Genomic DNA, 19,760 nt, shown 5'->3' with positions numbered 1-19,760 from the left:
TGTCACACGCCGAGGCCACCACTGCGACTACCTGGCGCCATCAGTGGCAAGCCAGGATCCGATGCGCCAACCTGCAGCATCAGCAGAACGCCCAGTCCGATGATCAGCACGCCACCGGCCAGTGCCACCATGGCGGCCAGGCGTGCCACGGCGCGACTTCGCGTGGCGGATGTCCGCGCCACGCGAGCGGACACCCAGTCCCGTGCCAGCACGCTGGCGATGCCCAGGGTGGAGACCGTCATGGCGGTACCCAGCGACATCGCCAGCACCGCTGCCACCCCCATCCATGGCTGGCCCAGCAGGCTGGTCACGCCCATCAACAGCACGGCCCCCGAACATGGCCTGGCACCGATCGCCAACACGGCCAGCCAGGCCTCGCGACCACTGCCATCCGGCGATACATGGTGATGACCGCCACAACACTCGTGATGATCATGATGCGAACCATGAGCATGATGCCCGTGGGACGGATGTTCGTGGTGGTGCGCCTCGATATGGTGCGGCTCGTGATGGTGTGCCCCATGGTGCTCAGACCCAGCAGACTGCTGCGCTGGGCGCGACAGCGACACCAGCCGCTTCAGCGCGCGTCCGCTCAGCCACAGCCCCAGCAGTGCGACCAGGGCGAAGCTCAACCGCTCGACCCACACCACACTGCCCAGTGCCTCGCGGGTCAGCCAGCCCAGCCCCTGCACCAGCGCCAGTATCAGCAGGATGGCGACCGCTCCCTGCATCAGCGCGGCTCCCACCGACAGAGCCAGGGCGCGACGCCAGGCGCCTCCCTGGGAGACCAGGTAGGCGCTGATCACAGCCTTGCCATGTCCTGGTCCTGCCGCGTGGAAAACGCCGTAAAACAGGCTCAGGCCTATCAAGGTGGCCCAGGCTGCAGCGGACGGCGTCTGGTCGATTAGTGTGACCGCCTGAGTCAAGCGACGATGCAGGTCGGCCTGCATGGCGAGCACCCAGTGGCCGAGCGTATCCAGCGCGCCGGTCACCGCCAGCAACAGCAACACGCCCGCGACGGCGCCCACCGCGAGAGACACCTGAACCCAAGGTTGTTGAAGCTTCAGCACGATACACGCCCCGTCTCGGCAAAGAAGCGTCCTAACCCTTCCGGCGCGCTGTCGTCGATATCCAGCTGGGCGGCCGCCATCACCTTGTCCGGATCGGGTTCGGCAATGATGACCGATGCCTGACAGCCGTCGGGCGCTGTCAGCGCTTGGTCCAACGGACCATCCGCATCGGCCTCGTGGACCACCTCCACGTAGTAGGAGGGGTCATATACCCGGTACTCGAGGGTGCTGCCGGCAAGTTCCCTGGGTTCGGCCAGGGGCAGGCGAAAGTGCAGCACGATACGCTCATCGCGCTCCATCACGGTGGCATCGCTGACGCCCTGAAAAACCACTTTTTCGCCGTCGATCTCGGCTTCGGTGAAAAAGTCCCGGGGAGCCAGACTGGTCAGCATGTCCCCTCCCAGGCGGTCGAGGGCCGCATCGCGCCCTTCCTCGTCGGCATCGATCTCTTCCAGCAGCACCAGACTGTAGAACGGATCAAGACGCCAGATCTGGCGTAATGCCGCCACCCGGCCTTCGCTATCGGTCTCGAGCTGGACCGACAGATCGACCCAGCTATGGGGGTGTGACAGCGCTACCTGGCTTGCCCAGGGCCCCACCAGGACAAGCACGAGACAGGCCATCGTCATCAAGCGGCGAACACGTGGCGACAGCGAATGGCGATCCCCACAGGTGGCACGGCGCTTCGGCGAGACAGCCGCGGCCAGGACGGATTGTAGTGCGTACATCAACGGGCAAGTCTTCCCTGTAGTTGAACAAACAGCGGTTCTACGACGTCAGCGGGCAGCGCGCGACCGCCACGAAATCCCTGCAGACTGACACTGGCCTGGGTGTCTCCAACGTCCTCGACCCGCACCTCGAGACGATAGCCAGGCGGCCGCGCCAAGGAGGCATCAATGCGTCCAAGTGCACCATCTGCCTGGGTGATGACGTAGCCTTGCTCCATCAACAGGGCAAGCGCCTCGTTCAGGGTCTGCTCTGCGCTCACGGCCACCTGCATCTGCCGCGGCGCTTCCGTGGTGACCGATGGGCCGGCACAGCCGCTGAGCAACAGCAGCACGAGTATTCCCCAGCAACGGCTCATTCGATGCCTCCCGAGACACCCGCCTGGGATGCCAGCTGCTGGCGAATCGAGGCGCAGAACGAGGCATCGCTGGCGGTACGCGACTCCCGTAGCTGGCCGGTCCAGTCAAACAGACGAATGTCCCGCGTCAGCTGAACCTGCTGGTCGGTCAGCGCCACGGACACGCGCTCCACTCGGGTGGCATCATCGCTGCCGCCCCAACCCCAGGAACCGAACCCGACGCCAACTCCGGCGCCGACATGCCCACCGCTACCCCCCAGCACGAAGCCACCGAGGCGTGGCCTGACCGCATCGGCATTATGGTAGGTCGTGCGCTCGGTCTTCTCGGCACTGACCACCCCCAGCGCGGTATCGGTATCGCGCACCAGAAAGTCACGGCCTTCGAGCACGGCCACCACATCCGCAAGACTCACTGCCCCATCGACGACGGGCCACTGGCAGGCTTGCGACGGGGCTGGCTCCGCCACCGGCATCTGCTGAGGTGTGGTCTGACAGGCGCTGAGCCACGGCAACAGACACAACGCCGCCACGCCTGAGCATTTCGCCCAATCGGGGCGGCTTGAAGGACGCCATTTTTTGGACACTTGCATCAGGACCTCCTGCCGATGACGTGAAATACTTCCGAGAGTCTACGCTGTCCCGAGTCAGGGGCAAACGCTGGTCCAGCAGGACATTCCGACCAGGGGGCTGTCCATGTCGTCCCCCTTGTCACCCGCTCATGTCACCCGCTCATTTCTTCGAACCGGAGAGGCCACCCATGAATGTGTTGATCTGCCCCGACAGCTACAAGGACGCGCTGAGCGCCACCGATGCTGCCCGCGCCATCGCCGAGGGTGCGCGACGCGCCGACCCCACCCTGACCATGGATGAATGTCCGATGGCAGACGGGGGAGAAGGCAGCCTTGAGGCCCTGCTCAGCGCCACCGGCGCCGAGCGCCGTACCGCCACCGTGCAGGATGCTCTGGGCAGACCAGGCGAGGCTGCCTGGGGATGGCATGCCGCCAGCCAGACGGCCTATATCGAACTGGCAGAGGCCAGCGGACTGCAGGCACTGAGCCCCGAAGAGCGTACGGCGCTTCACAGCACTACCCACGGCGTCGGGGAGCTGGTCCTGGCGGCCCTCGACGCCGGCGCCCAGCGCATGCTGATCACTCTGGGCGGGAGTGCCACCAATGATGGCGGAGCCGGCATGCTGGCAGCGCTGGGGGCACGGCTGCTGGATGCCGATGATCAGCCGATTTCCCCCACTGGCGCCGGCCTCGAGCACTTGGCCAGGGTCGACCTTTCCGGGTTAGACCGGCGCCTCGACTCGGTCGTGGTCGAGGCCGCCGTGGATGTGGACAATCCGCTGCTGGGCGAGCGTGGCGCCAGTGCCATCTTTGGCCCTCAGAAGGGCGCCTCCCCGGAGGACGTCGAGCGCCTGGATGCCGCGCTATCGCGCTGGGCCGACAAGGCCGCGGAGCAGCTGGGCCAGGATTGGAGAGATGCGCCAGGCACCGGCGCCGCTGGAGGCATGGGCTTCGCGGTAAAGGCCTTCCTCGGGGGGCAGCTGCGCCCGGGTATCGAGATGATCATGGAGCAGGCCGGGATGGAGCAGCGGCTGGCCAATGCCGACCTGGTGATCACCGGCGAGGGCCAGCTCGATGGCCAGAGCCTGTCGGGCAAGACGCCGATAGGTATTTCCCGTGCGGCACGGGCCAGTGGCGTACCGGTCATCGTGCTGGCAGGACGCATGGCACCCGGCTGGCAGGCCGCTCTGGACGAGGGCGTCAGCGCCGCCTTTGCACTGGCAGATGGGCCCATGGACCTCGATGAAGCCTTGGCTCGCTGTGCCGAACTGCTGTCTGATCGCACGGAAAATCTGCTGCGTGCCATGCTCGCTACGTCAGGCCGCTAATATCTGTCGACAAGCGCTCTTGCTGGGGCTGATGGAACACGCCGCCCTGGACACGCCCCTTGAAAATGCAGGGGTTCATCACTATGTCATTAGGAGCGGTCATCAATGGGCCCTATCGCGGCGATGGAGGTAATTGGTTTCACTCCCGCCCACCGGTATCGATATCCTGTCAGGATATACAGGACCACAGCGATCAAGGAGGTATTGCATGAGCGACACCAACGCCATCGGCCTGCACCAAGGCAGCGCCAGCGACCTGGCTAACAAGCTCAACGAACTGCTGGCCAACTACCAGATCTTCTACATGAACGTGCGTGGCTATCACTGGAACGTGAAGGGCCCCAATTTCTTTGAGCTGCACGAAAAATTCGAGGAGTTCTACACCGACCTGCTGGTCAAGGTAGATGAGGTCGCAGAACGCATCCTTACGCTGGGGCACAAGCCCGTCCACGCTTACAGTGACTACACCACCCTGTCACGGATCGGCGAAGACAAGGACGTGCACGACGGTGAGGCCTGCGTGCGCGGCGTGCTCCAAGGGTACCAGCAGCTGATCGAACTACAGCGCGAAATCCTGTCGGTGGCCTCGGATGCCGACGATGAGGGCACCGCCTCTCAGGTCGGGGACTACATCCGTGAGCAGGAGAAGACCGTGTGGATGCTGGGCGCCTACCTGGGCTGACCACACCGCCACACCGGCCTGAATGATCTCGCCCCGCGCGCCAGCCACTGGCGCGCGGGGCGTTTTGCTTCCAACCACCCGACCGTCACCACCGCGCTGCCTGCGCGAGTCCTCTAACTTCAGGGGTTCAAGGGTGACGTTCAAGGCAGATTCCGGGGCAGCCGTCAGGACGACCTGCCATGTCCTTCATGGCTGCCGGCCTCATCAGTGCCGGTCAGCGTGCTGGAAGCCTCCGCCGCACGCTTCAACTCCTGAGGCAGTGGCTTTTTCATGCGCGCGCCAAGACGCTCAAGCTCCACGGCCTGGGCCACCAGGCTACCCTGCCCGCGAGACAGCCGGTTCATCGCTTGCTGATGGCTGTTACTGGCCCGTTCCAGGTGCTTGCCCACATCGTCGAGACTCTCGACGAAGCCAGAGAACTTGCCCAGCAGACGCTCCGCCCGGGACACGATGATGCGCGCGTTCTCATTCTGGCGCTCCATGCTCCACAGTCCCGCCACGGTGCGGAGACTGGCCAGCAAGGTGGTCGGCGTGACCACCACCACCTGGCGATCGAAGGCTTCCTGAAACAGCGAGGGGTCCCGCTCAAAGGCTGCGGCGAAGGCCGGTTCCACCGGCACGAACAGAAACACGAAATCCGGTGAATGCAGCCCCGGCAACGCCGGGTAATCCTTGGCGGCGAGCCCACGTATGTGGCTACGCAGGGAGGTCAGGTGAGCACTCATGGCCGCTTCTCGCTCTGCCTCATCGTCAGCATTGACCACCCTCGTCCAGGCGGTCAGCGAGACCTTGGCATCGATGATCAGGTGGCGATCCTCGGGGAGATAGATGATGGCGTCGGGCCGCTGGCGCCCCTGTTCACCATTCATCGAGACCTCTCGCCGGTACTCGATGTCGCGCCTCAAGCCGCTGCGTTCCAGCACCGTTTCGAGCATCAGCTCGCCCCAGCCACCCTGGGCCTTCTGATCACCCTTGAGCGCCCGGGCCAGGCCAGCGGCTTCTTCTCCCAGTCGCGCGTTCAAGCTGGCCAGTTGCTCGATCTGGGACTTCAGCGACACCGCTTCACGACTGTGCTGTCCCGTCAGTTCCTCGACCCGTCGCCGGAACTGATCGACCTGCTCACGGAAAGGCTTGAGCAATGACTCCATGCCTTCTCGACTCTGTGCCTGATACGCTTGCTGGCGCTCCTCGAAGACCTGGCCGGCCAGCTGGTGGAACTCCTGCTTGAGGTTGTCCCGCGCCTGCTCCACCAGCGCCATTTGCTCACGGTGGCGTGCTGTCATCTGCTCTCGTTCGGTTTCCAGCCGGGCATTGTGCTCGCGCACCTCGGCCATATGCTCACGCAGGCTGTCCCGTTCGCGCCGCAGGGTCTCCAGTTGCTCTCGACTGGCATCCAGCTGGGCATCGCTGATCGCCAGCTCCTGCTCCAGCTGACGAGAGGCCTGCTGACGCTCTTCCAGACGCTGTGTCAGCTGCTCCAGCGCTTGATCCTGGCGGCGGCGCTGCTGGCGACCACGCCAGACCAGCCACAGCGCCACCAGGGCCAACAGCGAGACGCCGGCAAAGGCCGGCGTCATCGGGGTCGTAAGCAACGCCTCTTTCATCTCAGTCAGGGGTCCTTGCCAGGTCACTGATCACGGCCTTCAGCAGGTCATAGAATGCTTCCACCGTGGAGATCTCGACACGCTCATCGGGGGAGTGAGCACCACGAATCAGCGGGCCGAAGGAAATCATCTCCAGGTGTGGATACTTGCCACCGAGAATACCGCACTCGAGCCCGGCGTGGATGACCTTGATCTCCGGCGCCACACCCAACTGCTCCCGATGCAGCGTGCAGAAGCGCTCGAGCACGCTGCTGTCAGGCTGTGGCGTCCAGCCAGGATAGCCGTTCTCAATGCGGGTCCGAGCCCCGATCAGCTCAAACAGGGCACTGAAGCGTTCGGCCAGGTCGGCGGTGGCACTGTCACGCAGCGAGCGCACCAACGCACACAGGTGAAAGCGGCCTTCTTCCAGGCGGATCACGCCAAGATTGTTGGAGGTCTCGACCACGCCCGGAACATCGACGCTCATGCGCTCGACGCCGCAGGGGGCAGCATGCAAGGCCGCCACCAGCAGCCGGCTGGCGTGACAGGTCAGCGCCTCCTGACGAGGCTCTGGGCAGGGCTCCAGGGTCAGGCGCAGGCCCTCATCCACGCCGCTCAGCTCCTGACGCAGCTCCTCCTCCAGCTGGGTGACACGACCGCGCACGTGCTCGACCTCGTCCCGGGGCACCATGATCACCGCCTGTGCCTCCCGCGGGATGGCATTGCGCAGGGTGCCGCCCTGGTATTCCACCAGGCGCACTTCTCCGCCATCAAGGGCGCGCAGCACCCGCACCAGCAGCCGGTTGGCGTTGCCCAGCCCCTTGTCGATGTCGATCCCGGAATGCCCACCCCGCAGGCCTTTGAGGCTGAGCGTCAGCGCCTGCTCGTCCTCGCTGGTCGACTCCATCGGTAGCTGGGCCTCGACCACCACATCAGCACCGCCGGCACAGCCAATGTAGACCTGACCGGGCTCCTCGGAATCCAGATTGAGCAGTATGCTGCCGGTCAGCCAGTCCTTGGCCAGGTTGAGAGCGCCCCCCATGGAGGTCTCTTCTTCCAGGGTAAAGATGGCCTCAAGGGGTCCGTGGACCAGCTCCGGCTCCTCGAGAATGGCCAGCGCAGCGGCAACGCCCAGTCCATTATCGGCGCCCAGGGTAGTGCGATCGGCCTTGAGCCAGCCCTCTTCGACCCGGGTCACGATGGGGTCACGAGTGAAGTCGTGGGGCATGTCGGCATTGGCCTGGGCCACCATATCCAGGTGGCCCTGGAGAATGACGCCGGGGGCCTGTTCGTGGCCTGGGCTTGCGGCCTTGGACAGGCGCAGGTTGCCGTAGGCATCACGGTCGTGAGCGATCCCTTGCTGCTCGGCCCAGGCCTCGATAGCGGCCACCAGGGCGGCTTCATGGCCCGACGGGCGCGGTGTGTTGCACAGGGTACGGAAGTGGCGCCAGACAATGGCAGGCGCGAGGGTGTCGAGATGTCGGTTCATGCAGGTGATGCCCAGGTTTTGCAGATGCAGGCACTCTACCCCTGCTCCGCCGGCTTGGAAAGGTGACCGGTCACGTCCAGGCCATGTCCCACTGCGTCCCGAAGCCATTGTTTGACCTGTGCCTTGCCGCTGAGCGAAAGCGCTCCAGCCAGGGAACTTTCCGAGCGGCCTTGAAACGCCCAGGCCGCGAGCCACGCCAGGTCGCCATTCCCCCCCTGATCGCCATTCCCCCCCTGATCGCCACAGGTGATGGCCTGGTGAGACAGCCGGGCCAGGGCAACGACCAGGGCCTGGATCGCCGGTCGCGACAAGGCGGGCTCACGCAGACCCCGCGCCAGATCCGTCAGCTCTCCCAGGTCATGATCATCCGGCGGCGCCAGCGTGGAATGGGCCAACAACGCCATCACCACCTGCGGCGGCAGCAGCGGCAGCTCGAACGCCAGAAGTCCTGGCAGCTGTCGCTGGAAGCGCTGGGTCAGGCGCTCAAGGATCCGCTGCCCGTCATCTGTCAGGCTCCGGGCCAGCATGACCGCGTGCTCCCCGGTGGCCGCTTCCCGGGTCAGGCCGAGGCGCACCGGACGATAGTCCCGGCTGTACCAGAAGCTCAGCAACTCGGGATCTGCACCGAAGCTGGTCCCAAGCAGCATGCAGCCATCTAGCGACGCTTGATCGGCGACATCATCGAGCAGGCGCGCTCCGCATCCGCAACGACGCCAGTCAGGATGCACGGCAATTCTGGACACCCGGCGCAACGACCCGGTCAAGGCACCTCGCTCGCCGGCGTGTGCGGCCAGGGACTGGGCCATCAAGTGTCCCCGTGGACGCCGCTGCCCCAGCAGCACCTGCTCTGCCAGGTCGTCGTCAAAGCGGCCTTCATCGATGGTCACGCAGACCGCCACCGGATGGGCCGGCGGGCCCAGCACCCACAGGCGGGTGTCAGGACCATCCAGCAGCGCCCGCAGGTCACTGGGGGTGGTGCGATAATGGGCCTGCACCAGCAGCCCGAACATCCCGCGCAGGGCTCCCTCATCTTGCGCCAGGGCCGCCCGATCGAGTACTGACGACGGCAGCGCCGCGACCTGGGACGCCAGGTCGCCAGCAGCCACCGGGACGTCGGGCATCTCCGCGTCCAGACACAGCAGAGCCGATATCGCCGCTTCCAGGGGATCACCGGCCGCCCAGCGTATCGGCGCGGTCAGCTCCATGGCCTGCCACTGCGGTGTGATAGCGTCGAGCTGAAGCCTGAAGCGCAGCGCAAAGCCGCGACCAGAGCCTTCATAGCCGTGCACGGTGGTAGCGAAAGCGACACGCGGAAATGCCTTCAGCAACTGACCCAGCAGCGCTGCCGGAATCGCCGCAGCCTCATCCACCAGCAGGACGCTGCCGGCGCCTCCGGCTTCGCCCAGGGTCACGGCATCGCAAAGCCCATCTGGGGCCATGAAGCGCAGCCGCCCGGCGGCCAGGCAGTAGTCATTGCCGTCACGCACGCCCTCCGGCAACAGCGCCGCCAGACGGGCGAACACCGCCTCCACGGATGACACCCTGGGGGCGGTCAGCAGGATCTCGACCGGCGAATCGGCGGAGGCGTGCTCCAGCATTCGTGCGCAGGCGATGCCCAGCGCCGCGGACTTGCCGCGACCACGGTCTGCGGTGATCACCAGCGGACGGCGGCGCTTGAGGCGAGACAACCGGCGCACCGCCTCGGCCTGGTCCACGGTGAGGCAGTCAGCATCCGGGGACGGTGACACCGTTTCGGATTGAGTCGGCGATAAGGACGCCGGAGCCCGAGCTGAAGAGAGGTCTGAAGTTTGGGCTGAAGCTCGGTCTGGAGCCCCATCTAAAGAGCGTGCTGGCGACAGGCCGGCATCGCCATGCCAGTGCATGACGCCATCCAGCTCGCCCAGCAAGCGGTGCAGGCGCGTAAGATAGTGACTGGTCAGCGACGCCGGCGCCCAGGGATGAGCGGCGATACGCCGGTAGTCCCGATCAGGCTGACGGCCGCCGTCGTCTGGCATCAGCAGCAACAGCAGACCGCCGGCGACCAGGGTGCCGGACAGCGCGCCCAGCGCATCGGGGTCGAGCCCCGAGGCGGGTGACAGGGCATCGACGATCAGCAGATCGTGTTCATGCCCCAGGCGCATCCTGGCCTTGCCGAGCGCCACCATCTCCACCTCGTCCCGTGCGGGTTCTGCCACGACCTCGAGGTCCATGCCCGCCCACAGCGGCGCCTCCCAGCCCCCTTGTGCGAGACACTCCAGGGCTCGACGACGGACCTGTTCCGGCGACCCCGTCATCCACACCATCCCGCGCTGACGCTGCTGGGCCAGACGCGCACGATAGTCGCGTAGGCGCTCGAGATCGGCATGGGTGACGAGGCTATGCATGGCGGCTCCAGGATAAATCAACTTTGGTCTAATGAAAGCACCGATTAAACGCTCGTGCGATCTATGGCGGTGCAGCATAGATCCGCTTCTAACTTATTCATTTTCTTGAATTGTCGATACTTTTTATCGCTTCAAGAGCTGTGCATATGCCAAAAAAGCGTGGTGATTCATCGACATGTGTCGCATCGAACAACGCTTGTGGACCGTGCTAGCTTGATGAAGCCGAGGCGACAGCGAGGGTCCCCCCGCTGTTCGGCCACTACTCCCAGGCACCGCCACCATGGATGCCAAACGCCAACCTGGAGAGGCAGCGACCGCCTCCTTTGCAGAATCACAACAACCCACGGGGAGCACCTGCATGAAGCACACCACCACATTCACGCTTACCGGCCTGGTGGCTGGTATCGCCCTGGCCACCATGTCCAGCTCGGCAATGGCCCAGGAAAAGTGGACCATGACCACCACCTGGCCAGAGAACCTCGACCTGATCGCCATCGACAAGCATTGGGCTGAGCTGGTCAACCAGCTGGCCGGTGACGAAGTCCAGATCGAGTTCTACGCCGGCGGCACCCTGATGCCTGGCACCGAAGTCTTCGATGCCACCGAAACCGGCAGCATCCAGGCCGCCGGTGACTGGCCTGGCTACTGGGCCGGTCGCAGCCCGGCATTTTCGCCGCTGGCAACGACCACCAGCCTGTTCAATGGCGTCGACTACCTGAACTGGATTACCCAATGGGGGGGCTTTGAGCTCTACCAGGAGATCTACGGCCAGTACAACATGGTCTACCTGCCCTACGGTATCACCAACAATGAATCGGGTTTCCGTGGTGGCACGCCGATCGAGTCCATCGCCGACATCGAAGGCAAGCGCCTGCGCCTGTCCGGTCGCGACCAAGGCCGCGTCCTCGAGCAACTCGGCGGCTCTCAGGTCACTCTGGCTGGCGGTGAAATCTATCAGGCCATCGAACGTGGCGTGGTGGATGGCGCCGAATTCTCCACCCCTGGGGTGGACTACAAGGCCGGCTTCTCCGAGGTGGCTGACTACTGGATGACCCCTGGCTGGCACCAGTCCGCCAGTGTGTTCGGCGTCATGATCAACAAGGATGCCTGGGACGCACTGTCCGAGGAAACTCAGGCCAAGCTGAAGATCGCCTCTGAAGCTACCATGGCCTGGTCACTGGCCTGGTCCGAGAAGCAGTCGACAGAAGGCACCGCCAAGTTCATCGAGGATGGCACCACCATCAACCAGCTGTCCGAAGAGGATCTGGCCAAGATCCAGGACATCACCAACGAGGTGATCGTGCAGGGTGCCTGCGAGGACCCGATGCATGCCAAGGTCTATCAGTCGATGATCAGCTACCTGCAGGACTACGCCCAGTGGCGTGACGTCTCAGTGCCCTTCAACATGAGCCGCGTCACCGACAACATCCCGTCGCTCGACGACATCGAAGCCTGCATGAACTAGGCAACACGCTTGCCTTCACCGGCCGGCGGCCTTGATCAGGCCGCCGGTCATCGTTGGATATCGACGAGACTTCCACCATGAACGCCATTGCCAAGGCCATTGACTGCTTGAACGAGTGGTTCGGCCGTTTGATCGCTCCGCTGATCGCGATCATCACCCTCGTGGTGGTCTACGACATCGCGATGCGCTTCTTTTTCGGACGCCCCAGTGACTGGGCCTTCGACATCACCACCATGCTGTTCGGTACCCACTTCATGCTGATGGCCGCCTATGGGCTGCGTCATCACGCCCACGTGGAGGTGGATATCGTCAAGCAGCTGTTGTCCCGCCGTGGCCGGGCGCTGATCGACCTGCTGGGTTACCTGCTGTTCTTCACCCCCTTCATCATCATGTTCATCACTTATAGCTGGCGCTTCTTCGAACGCTCATGGAGCCGCGCCGAGTCCACCTACGGCATCGTCTCCATTCCGGTGTACCCGGTGAAGGCCGTGTTGGTCATCGCCGGTGTCCTGATCCTGCTGCAGGCCGTCGCCATCGTCATCCGCGCTATCACGGAGCTGACTACCCACGACAGGGAGGAGGCCCGATGAGTGCCGAACTTCTTACCATCTTCATGTTCTCCGGACTGATGCTGGGGCTCTTCATGGGCCACCCGCTGGCCTTCGTGCTGGGTGGCATGGCGGTGCTGGGTGCCTGGTTGGGCCCCGGCCCACAGGTGCTGGGCATCATCATCAACAACATCTACGGGCGCGCCATGGACAACTATGTTCTGGTGGCGATCCCGCTGTTTATTCTGATGGCACGCTTTCTCAACGACTCCGGCGTCACCGAGAAGATGTTCGAGAGCATGCGACTGTTGCTCGGACGTGTGCGCGGCGGCCTGGCGCTGACGGTGGTCATCGTCTCGGTACTGCTGGCGGCCACTACCGGCATCGTCGGTGCCTCCATCGCCGTCATGGGACTGATCGCTCTGGCGCCGATGCTCAAGTACGGCTACCACAAGGGGCTGTCCGCCGGGGTGATCATGGCAAGCGGCTGTCTCGGCATTCTGATCCCGCCGAGCATCATGCTGATCCTGATGGCCAGCTACTCTCCCGTGTCGGTCGGCGCACTGTTTGCCGGCGCGCTGGTGCCTGGCCTGCTGCTGGGGGGCATGTACGCGCTGTACGTGCTCATCGTCTGCCTGATCAAACCTGACTTCGGTCCCCCGGTAGGTGTCGAGGAACGCGCCGAAACCAGTACCGGCGAGCTGATCGTACGCTTGTGCAAGTATGTGCTGCCGCCCATGAGCCTGATCCTTGGCGTGCTGGGAGCCCTGTTCACCGGTATTGCCACGGCCACGGAAGCCTCTGCCATTGGCGTGACGCTGGCGTTCTGCCTGTTCTTGATCTTCGGCGACCGCAAGCTGTCGACCTGCTATACCACCTTCATCGAGGCCGGCAAGACGACGACCATGGTGATGTTCGTGCTGGTCGGCGCCACCGCCTTCACCGGGGTGTTCTCGATTGGCGGGGGCATGGATGTGATCAGCGAGCTGGTTCTGGCCATGCCGGGCGGCACCACGGGTGCGCTGATCCTGATGTTCCTGCTGGTATTCGTCCTGGGGATGTTCCTCGACTGGACCGGCATCGTACTGTTGAGCTTCCCGATCATGCTCCCCATCGTGGAGACCATGGGTGTCGACATGCTGTGGTTCGTGGTCATGGTCGCCGTGGTGCTGCAGACCTCCTTCCTGACCCCGCCCTTCGGCTACGCGCTGTTCTACCTCAAGGGCGTGGCCCCGCCCGAGGTCGAGACGCTGGATCTGTACAAGGCGGTCATTCCCTTCTGCGCGCTGATCCTGCTGGCCTGCGTGCTGATGTCGTACTTCCCCTGGCTGGTCACCGGCCTGCCCTCCAAGCTGCTCGGATAAGTACACGCAAGATCACCGCGACGGTACGAGTGAGCCTCCGCTTCGGCGGGGGCTTTTTTACTTTGCAGCGACGAGATTTCCAGTACCGAGAGAGCATACTCTTCGGCTTTTCACCCTCCCGCGCTACCGTTTTGGTAAAGCCTCGACCTAGTTCCTGCGCCGTATTACTTATCGAGAGATCCCGACCTCTCGATCCACCTACCGTGCAGGGCCCAACCGATGGCCAATGTCTCTCGCTTTACCCTACCTGCCGCCGACGCCTATCCGCTCGGCGCCAGCCTCTTCGAACCCGACCAGGACCCGCGAGGAGTGGTGATCATCCATCCCGCTTCCGCTGTCTCCCAGCGTCTCTATCAGGGGTTTGCCAATGCCCTGTGTGAACGAGGGCTGACGGTGATCTGCTATGACTACCGCGGGATAGGCCGGTCGCGACCGGAACACCTCGACCAGCTACAGGTGAGCATGCAGGATTGGGCAGAACTGGACGCCGACAGCGTGACGCGCTGGGCGCACCAGCGCTGGCCGACGCTCCCGATGCTGGCGGTGGGACACAGCTTTGGCGGGCATGCCATTGGCTTGGGCGAGGCCAGTCGACTGCTGAGCGCCGCGGTGTTGATCGCCTGCAACGCCAGTTGCCTGCGCTTCATCACGTCACCGTGGCTTCGCCTGCGGGCCTATGTGCTGCTGAAGATCCTGTTTCCTCTGCTGTCCCGCGTCGCCGGCTATGTCCCCTGTCGGCGCTTGGGGGTCAGTGAAGACGTTCCCTGCGGCGTTGCCCGCCAGTGCAGCCACTGGATCAGTCTGCCGCGCTATTTCTTCGATGATCCTGAGCTTGCCGCAGAGGCCCGTTTCGCCAGGCTGACCATACCGCTGCTGGTGGTCGGTTTCGATGACGACCCCTACGCCAGCCGCGACAGCATTGACCTGCTGACGTCCTATTTCACCCAGGCCCCGGTGACGCGTCTGCAGCTCACTCCTGAGACGCTGGGCAGTGGCGCACTGGGACACCTGGACGGCTTCCGCCGACGCCACCGGGAGACCTTGTGGCCCCTGCTGACGGGGTGGCTGGAGCAGCACTTGGCGTCCACTGACCCGCAGGCACAGAGCACGCAGGACGCCTCTGCCGTCACACCGAATCGCGAACTCTATGCCCCCGGCGGCTGACGTCGCCGGGAGCTATCACGGCCCACTCTCAGCTCGCGCGAATGCGCATCAGCGTGCAGTACACCACCGGCACCATCACCAGCGTCAGCAGCGTCGCCACCCCCAGGCCGAACACGATCACCACGGCCATGGAGGCAAAGAACGCATCGGTGAACAGGGGCAACATGCCCAACATGGTAGTGATCGCCGCCATGGTGACCGGGCGTACACGACTGACGGCAGCCTGGACCACCGCATCATGGGCATCGTCCTGGATCTTGCGCTGGACGTTGATCTCTTCCATCAGGACGATGGCATTTTTCAGCACCATGCCGATCAGGCTCAGGGTGCCGAGCAGCGCCATGAAGGTGAAGGGTGCTCCCAACAGGGCCAGGCCCCCAATGATGCCGATCATCATCAATGGCACGATGGACCAGATGGCCAGCGACTGTCGCAGGCGCCCGAACAGCAGCACCGTGATGATGAACATGCCAAGCAAGCCCATCGGCAGCGACGACAGCAGCGCCTGCTGAGCTTCGCTGGCGGTCTCGTACTCACCGCCCCACTCGATGGCGTAGCCTGGCGGCAGCTCGATGGCCTCCACCTGGGGCCGCAGCCGTCCCAGCACGCTGGCAGCGGTCTCACCGGAGAGCGGCATGGGCTCTGCGTAGACGGCCAACATCCGCCGCCTGTCGCGGCGCTTGATCAAGGGGTCCCGCAGCTCGGTACGCAGCTCACCCAGCACGTTGCCCGCACTCAGGTAGCGCCCTTGCTCTTCACTCCAGACGTTGATGGCGCCCAGGTTATCGATGTCGTGACGCTGCCCCTCCTGGGAGCGCATCACGATCGGGATCAGCTCACTGCCTTCCCGATAGACGCCGACCTGCTCGCCATCGTTGTTGAGACGGAAGGCCTGCTGCAGACCATCGCGGGTCACCCCCACCCGGCGTGCCTGCTCATCCAGGAACTCGGGGACAATGACGCTCTCGCGATTGCTCCATGACAGGCGAATGCTGTCCGCCATGGGTTCATCCTGAAAGATGCCGCGCACCTGTGCCCCCAGTTCACGCAGGGTCTCGGGATCATCACCGTAGATACGCGCCTCGATGCTGGCCTTGGCCGATGGGCCTACCTGCAGCGCCTGCACCTTGTACTGAACCCGCGGGAAGTCTTGTCGCAGCGTCTCGATCACGTCGCGCATGCGCGCCTCTCGGCTGTCGCGATCACGAGTCTCGACGATCAACTGGCCAAAGCTCGCGTAGCGGTCTTCCGGGGCATAGGTCAGGGTAAAGCGCTGGGCGCCGCCACCGATCACACTGGTCACCTGGGTCACGCCTTCCATCTCGAGGACCTTCTGCTCCAGCCGCTCGACGGTGCGCTCGGTATCGAGAATGTCGGTCCCCTCCGGCAGCCACACGTCGGCGAAGAACAGCGGGGTGGTGGCATCCGGAAAAAAGGCGTTCTTGACCTGACCGGACACCGACAGAGCACCGGCCAGCAGGGCGACCGCCAGCAACAGCGTCAGGTAGCGAAACCGTATACCCAGGACAAGCATGCGCCGGAAGACCCGAAACAAAAGCCCGCGGTAGGGGTCCACGTCGTCACTCTGGTCATCGCCCGCAACGCGGTCCTTGAAGAACAGATCAAAGAAGAACGGTGTCAGGGTCAGGGCGGTGATCCAACTGAGAAACAGCGAATAGCACAGCACCCAGAACAGGGACCCGACGAACTCACCGGTGGCATCAGGAGACAGCCCTATCGGGGCAAAGGCGGTGATGGCGATCACCGTGGCCCCCAGCAAGGGCAGCCGGTTCTGTCCGACCACTTCGAGTGCCGCCTGGCGCTTGGTCTTGCCTCTGGCCATGCCGATCAACATGCCTTCGGTGACAACGATAGCGTTGTCCACCAGCATGCCCAGGGCGATGATCAAGGCGCCCAGCGAAATCTTCTGCAGCTGAATCCCATGGATCGACATCATGATGAAGGTGCCGAGAATGGTCAGCAGCAGAATCAAGCCCATCAGCAGTCCGCTGCGCACGCCCATGAACAGCAGCAGTACCAGGATGACGATGCCAACGGCTTCCGCCAGGTTGATCAAAAACCCGTTGACCGCGTCTTCCACGACGTGGGGCTGGTGATACACGGTCTCCAGCTCCATCCCTAGCGGCATGCGCTGGGACAGCTCAGCGAGTCGGGCCTCTACCCGCTCGCCGACCTCCACCACATTGACCCCGGAGGCGAAGGAAATCCCGATGGACAGCGCCGGCTTGCCGCCCGCGTGATACAACAACTGGGGCGTGTCGCTGAGCTCACGCGACACCTCGGCGATATCCCCCAGCCGAATCAGGCCATTACCCGGCCGCCCTACCACCAGCTGCTCAAGCGCTTCGACGCTGTCGAACTCGCCGGTCGGCTGCAGCGACAGGGACAGGCCGTCCAGCTTGATGTGACCGGAATCGCCGACCACGTTCTGCGCATTGAGCAGGTCGCTGAGCTGTTGCGGCGAAATTCCCAGCGCCTTCATGCGGTCACGATCGAGGGACACTACCACCTGCTCCTGCACCGTGCCGGCGATGGCCACCTTCTTGACCCCCTCGACCAGGCGCAGTTCGCGTTGCAGCAGGTCGGCATGATCTTCCAGGTCCTGCTGGCCGTAGTCCGCGCCCGTCAAGGTCAGCAGCAAGCCGAAAACGTCACCGAAGTCGTCATTGACGATCGACGTGCCCGCTCCAGGAGGTAGCTGAACCTGGGCATCATTGATCTTGCGGCGCAGCAGGTCCCAGTACTGATCCAGCTCGTTCTCGCGCACCGTGTTCTCCAGCTCCACGGTGATCTGCGACAGCCCGTCGGCATTGACCGAGCTGACACGCTTGAGGTCAGGCATCTGCTGGATGGCCTTCTCCAGGCGCAGCGTGACTTCTTCTTCGACCTGCTCAGGCGTCGCGCCAGGGTACTGGGTCGAAATGATGGCGTTACGAATGGTGAATTCGGGGAACTCGAGCTGGCCCAGGCCGAAGAAGGAGACGACGCCGCCGATGGCCAGCAGCAGGGTGATCATCCAGCTGATCACCTTCTGGCGCAGGAAAAAATCGACCATTGATCAGAGCCCCTCTTCCTTGATCCACGGGCGCACCTGTCGCCCTTCCTGCATCCGCTCTGCACCGGCAGCCACCAGCCGATCACCGGCCTCAAGCTCGCCTTCGATCAACATCCCGCGGGTGGTAATCGGCCCCGGCGTCACCGGCACGGCCTCGACCTTGCCGGGGCCTTCAGCGGCGGCGGGATCATCCGGCACAAAGCGCCACACCACAGGCTGCTCAGGGGCTGACTCGCGAGTGGTCACCGCGGCCACCGGCACGCGCCAGGGGTCTCGGCTGTCACCGGTGAGCGCACTCATGTCGAGCAGCACGGTCGCACTCATGCCTGACAGCACGGTGATGTCCTCCGGCTCAGGCAGGGTCAGGGTCACCTCATAGCTCAGCGAGCCCTGGCTCACACTGCTGTCGTGCTCCTTGTAGCGGGCCGGGTACCGCTGCTGCTGATTTTCGGCGAAGGTGACCCACACCACGGCCTCATCACCGTCCTGCACCGCCTGAGCACGCTCGTCGTTGATCCGGCGCACCTGCTGTTCCGGCAGCTGGAAGGTGACATCGATGGAACCTGGCTGCTGCAGCTCGGCGATGGTCTGCTGGGCGGTGACCACTTGGTAGTTATCGACAGGCACCGAGGCAATCACACCGCTGAACGGCGCCGTCAGCTCGGTGTAGCTGACCTGATCCTGTGCTTGCTTGAGCTGGGCCTGGGCCGAGAGGTATTCGGCCCTGGCCTCGTCGAAGCGTGAGCGGCTGATGGCGCCGCGCTCCAGCGAGATACGCATGCGCTCGTAGGTCGCCTCCGCCAGGCTGTAACTGGAGCGAGCGCTGGCCAGTTGACTCTCGGCGTCGCGGTCGTCCAGCCGAGCGATCAAGTCGCCGGCTTCAACCTCATCGCCTGGCTGTACGGCAAGCTCGCGCAGCTCTCCGCCAACGCGAAAGGAGAGCTCCGAACGCTCAGACGCCTGAACCTGACCGGGATAGCGCATCAGCATGCCTTGGCGCTTGGCATCCAGCGCTACCAGCTTCACCGGATGCACCTGTTGCTGCGTCAGTGGCGGCTGGTCGGCCTCACAGCCGGCTATCACAACGACGGCAAGCAGCGTGGCAACAAGGCTTCGTCGACGAAGAATCAGGCGCTGGCGGAAAGGGATCATGGGGGCTCCAATGCATCCAGGGGTCTTGGGTCAGGGGCTATCGGGGGTCAGTATTCAGTTTTGTTTCAATGTCTTGCGTCAGGCTCTTGGTTCAGGCTGTTGCGCCAACAGGACGTATTCAGCGACAGCCTTGCGTAGCCGCCTCCGGACTGGCGGCTATCGCATCCCAGGCCATGGCAAAGGCCAGCTCGATATTGGCGTCACTGGGGTCGAAGGGGTGGCACTGCTGGCCGTGTACCAGCTGATAGATCGGCAAAAACAGAAAGCAGTGCACCAGGGCGCGACCGGCGGGCTTGAGCACACCGCTGCGCTGGCCCTGGTCCACCACGTCAAGCAGCGGCGACAGTCGGCGGTCGTTGCGCTCACGCAGTGCCTCGGTCATCCATACCGAGTGACTAAAGGCATCGTGAAAGCGAAACAGCCGCGGCTGCTCCAGCGCCAAGCCGAACAACGCCCGCCAGATCGCCTTGAGCCCTGCACGCAAGTCGACTTCGTCATCGAAGGCTTCCAGCGCGGTATCGATCAAGCGGTCACACACGTGCACAAAGGTCGCTTCGAGCAGCGCTGTCTTGTCGGTGAAGTGGATGTAGACCGTCGCCGGCGAGACCTTGGCGCGACGCGCAATACGCGCGACCGAGGCGACCTGAAAGCCGTGCTCTGTCACTTCGACCAGAGTGGCTTCGAGCAGTCCCACTCGCTTGCTGTCATCACGGGGTCGCACGATGTAAAAGCCTCCTGTCAGATGCCTTTTAAAATAAATGAATACTCATTCACTTTCAAAGCCATCCAGTGGTTGCCTTGC

Annotated in this window: 16 protein-coding genes; 6 read left to right on the top strand and 10 right to left on the bottom strand. The window is 63.9% G+C overall.

Annotated features, from left to right (window positions below; genetic code table 11):
- Positions 1–2: 2 nt before the first annotated feature.
- Genes KUV45_RS19425 through KUV45_RS19410 form a run of 4 tightly spaced genes read right to left on the bottom strand, consistent with a single transcriptional unit; the run spans position 3 to position 2,744 of the window.
- Entirely contained in the window at positions 3–1,070 is a 1,068-nt protein-coding gene (locus KUV45_RS19425) for a nickel/cobalt transporter (RefSeq protein WP_224852131.1), read from the bottom strand.
- Complete coding sequence (locus KUV45_RS19420) at positions 1,064–1,798, bottom strand: DUF1007 family protein (protein ID WP_224852132.1); 735 nt, start codon at positions 1,796–1,798, stop codon at positions 1,064–1,066. The genes KUV45_RS19425 and KUV45_RS19420 overlap by 7 nt, the downstream gene beginning before the upstream one ends.
- Positions 1,798–2,154, bottom strand: coding sequence for a hypothetical protein (locus KUV45_RS19415; protein WP_222163946.1), 357 nt, complete (start codon positions 2,152–2,154; stop codon positions 1,798–1,800). Before KUV45_RS19415 ends, KUV45_RS19420 begins: the two co-directional genes overlap by 1 nt.
- The gene (locus tag KUV45_RS19410) at positions 2,151–2,744 is read right to left on the bottom strand and encodes a hypothetical protein (RefSeq protein WP_222163945.1); all 594 of its coding nucleotides are present in this window, start codon (positions 2,742–2,744) and stop codon (positions 2,151–2,153) included. The genes KUV45_RS19415 and KUV45_RS19410 overlap by 4 nt, the downstream gene beginning before the upstream one ends.
- A gap of 167 nt (positions 2,745–2,911) precedes the next feature.
- Between KUV45_RS19410 and KUV45_RS19405 the strand changes: the two genes are divergently transcribed.
- Both KUV45_RS19405 and KUV45_RS19400 read left to right on the top strand, forming a co-directional pair.
- Complete coding sequence (locus KUV45_RS19405; protein ID WP_222163944.1) at positions 2,912–4,051, top strand: glycerate kinase; 1,140 nt, start codon at positions 2,912–2,914, stop codon at positions 4,049–4,051.
- A gap of 208 nt (positions 4,052–4,259) precedes the next feature.
- Positions 4,260–4,733 carry a Dps family protein gene (locus KUV45_RS19400; RefSeq protein ID WP_222163943.1) on the top strand — a complete coding sequence of 158 codons (474 nt, stop codon included), beginning with the start codon at positions 4,260–4,262 and terminating at the stop codon, positions 4,731–4,733.
- 164 nt (positions 4,734–4,897) lie between these two features.
- Here the strand turns inward: KUV45_RS19400 and rmuC are convergent, their stop codons facing one another.
- From rmuC to KUV45_RS19385, 3 genes are read right to left on the bottom strand one after another with little or no spacing between them, the layout of a single operon-like run.
- On the bottom strand, positions 4,898–6,337 hold the full coding sequence (rmuC, locus tag KUV45_RS19395) for a DNA recombination protein RmuC (RefSeq protein ID WP_222163942.1): 1,440 nt from the start codon (positions 6,335–6,337) through the stop codon (positions 4,898–4,900).
- Between the two features lies 1 nt (position 6,338).
- Positions 6,339–7,805, bottom strand: a complete 1,467-nt coding sequence (locus tag KUV45_RS19390) for an aminoacyl-histidine dipeptidase (protein WP_222163941.1) — start codon at positions 7,803–7,805, stop codon at positions 6,339–6,341.
- A 35-nt stretch (positions 7,806–7,840) separates the two neighbouring features.
- The gene (locus KUV45_RS19385) at positions 7,841–10,189 is read right to left on the bottom strand and encodes a tRNA(Met) cytidine acetyltransferase TmcA (protein ID WP_222163940.1); all 2,349 of its coding nucleotides are present in this window, start codon (positions 10,187–10,189) and stop codon (positions 7,841–7,843) included.
- Between the two features lie 358 nt (positions 10,190–10,547).
- Between KUV45_RS19385 and dctP the strand changes: the two genes are divergently transcribed.
- The 4 genes from dctP to KUV45_RS19365 all read left to right on the top strand — a co-directional run bounded on the left by dctP (position 10,548) and on the right by KUV45_RS19365 (position 14,730).
- Positions 10,548–11,654 (top strand): TRAP transporter substrate-binding protein DctP, encoded by a 1,107-nt coding sequence (gene dctP, locus KUV45_RS19380; RefSeq protein ID WP_206940665.1) that lies wholly within the window; start codon positions 10,548–10,550, stop codon positions 11,652–11,654.
- A 77-nt stretch (positions 11,655–11,731) separates the two neighbouring features.
- The gene (locus KUV45_RS19375) at positions 11,732–12,244 is read left to right on the top strand and encodes a TRAP transporter small permease subunit (RefSeq protein WP_206940667.1); all 513 of its coding nucleotides are present in this window, start codon (positions 11,732–11,734) and stop codon (positions 12,242–12,244) included.
- Positions 12,241–13,566, top strand: coding sequence for a TRAP transporter large permease subunit (locus KUV45_RS19370; protein ID WP_206940669.1), 1,326 nt, complete (start codon positions 12,241–12,243; stop codon positions 13,564–13,566). The genes KUV45_RS19375 and KUV45_RS19370 overlap by 4 nt, the downstream gene beginning before the upstream one ends.
- Before the next feature lie 219 nt (positions 13,567–13,785).
- Positions 13,786–14,730, top strand: a complete 945-nt coding sequence (locus KUV45_RS19365; protein ID WP_222163939.1) for an alpha/beta fold hydrolase — start codon at positions 13,786–13,788, stop codon at positions 14,728–14,730.
- A gap of 28 nt (positions 14,731–14,758) precedes the next feature.
- Here the strand turns inward: KUV45_RS19365 and KUV45_RS19360 are convergent, their stop codons facing one another.
- The 3 genes from KUV45_RS19360 to KUV45_RS19350 form a co-directional block, all read right to left on the bottom strand.
- Positions 14,759–17,806 carry an efflux RND transporter permease subunit gene (locus tag KUV45_RS19360; RefSeq protein WP_222163938.1) on the bottom strand — a complete coding sequence of 1,016 codons (3,048 nt, stop codon included), beginning with the start codon at positions 17,804–17,806 and terminating at the stop codon, positions 14,759–14,761.
- Positions 17,807–17,809: 3 nt separating this feature from the next.
- Positions 17,810–18,958, bottom strand: coding sequence for an efflux RND transporter periplasmic adaptor subunit (locus KUV45_RS19355; RefSeq protein ID WP_206940677.1), 1,149 nt, complete (start codon positions 18,956–18,958; stop codon positions 17,810–17,812).
- A 118-nt stretch (positions 18,959–19,076) separates the two neighbouring features.
- Positions 19,077–19,679 (bottom strand): TetR/AcrR family transcriptional regulator, encoded by a 603-nt coding sequence (locus KUV45_RS19350; RefSeq protein WP_222163937.1) that lies wholly within the window; start codon positions 19,677–19,679, stop codon positions 19,077–19,079.
- Between the last annotated feature and the right edge of the window lie 81 nt (positions 19,680–19,760).

It is taken from the genome of Halomonas sp. DP3Y7-2 (assembly GCF_019800795.1).
Taxonomy (GTDB): Bacteria; Pseudomonadota; Gammaproteobacteria; order Pseudomonadales; family Halomonadaceae; genus Halomonas; species Halomonas litopenaei_A.
The sequence above is the reverse complement of the archived record's forward strand: the minus strand, read 5'-3'. Positions and strand labels throughout refer to the sequence as shown.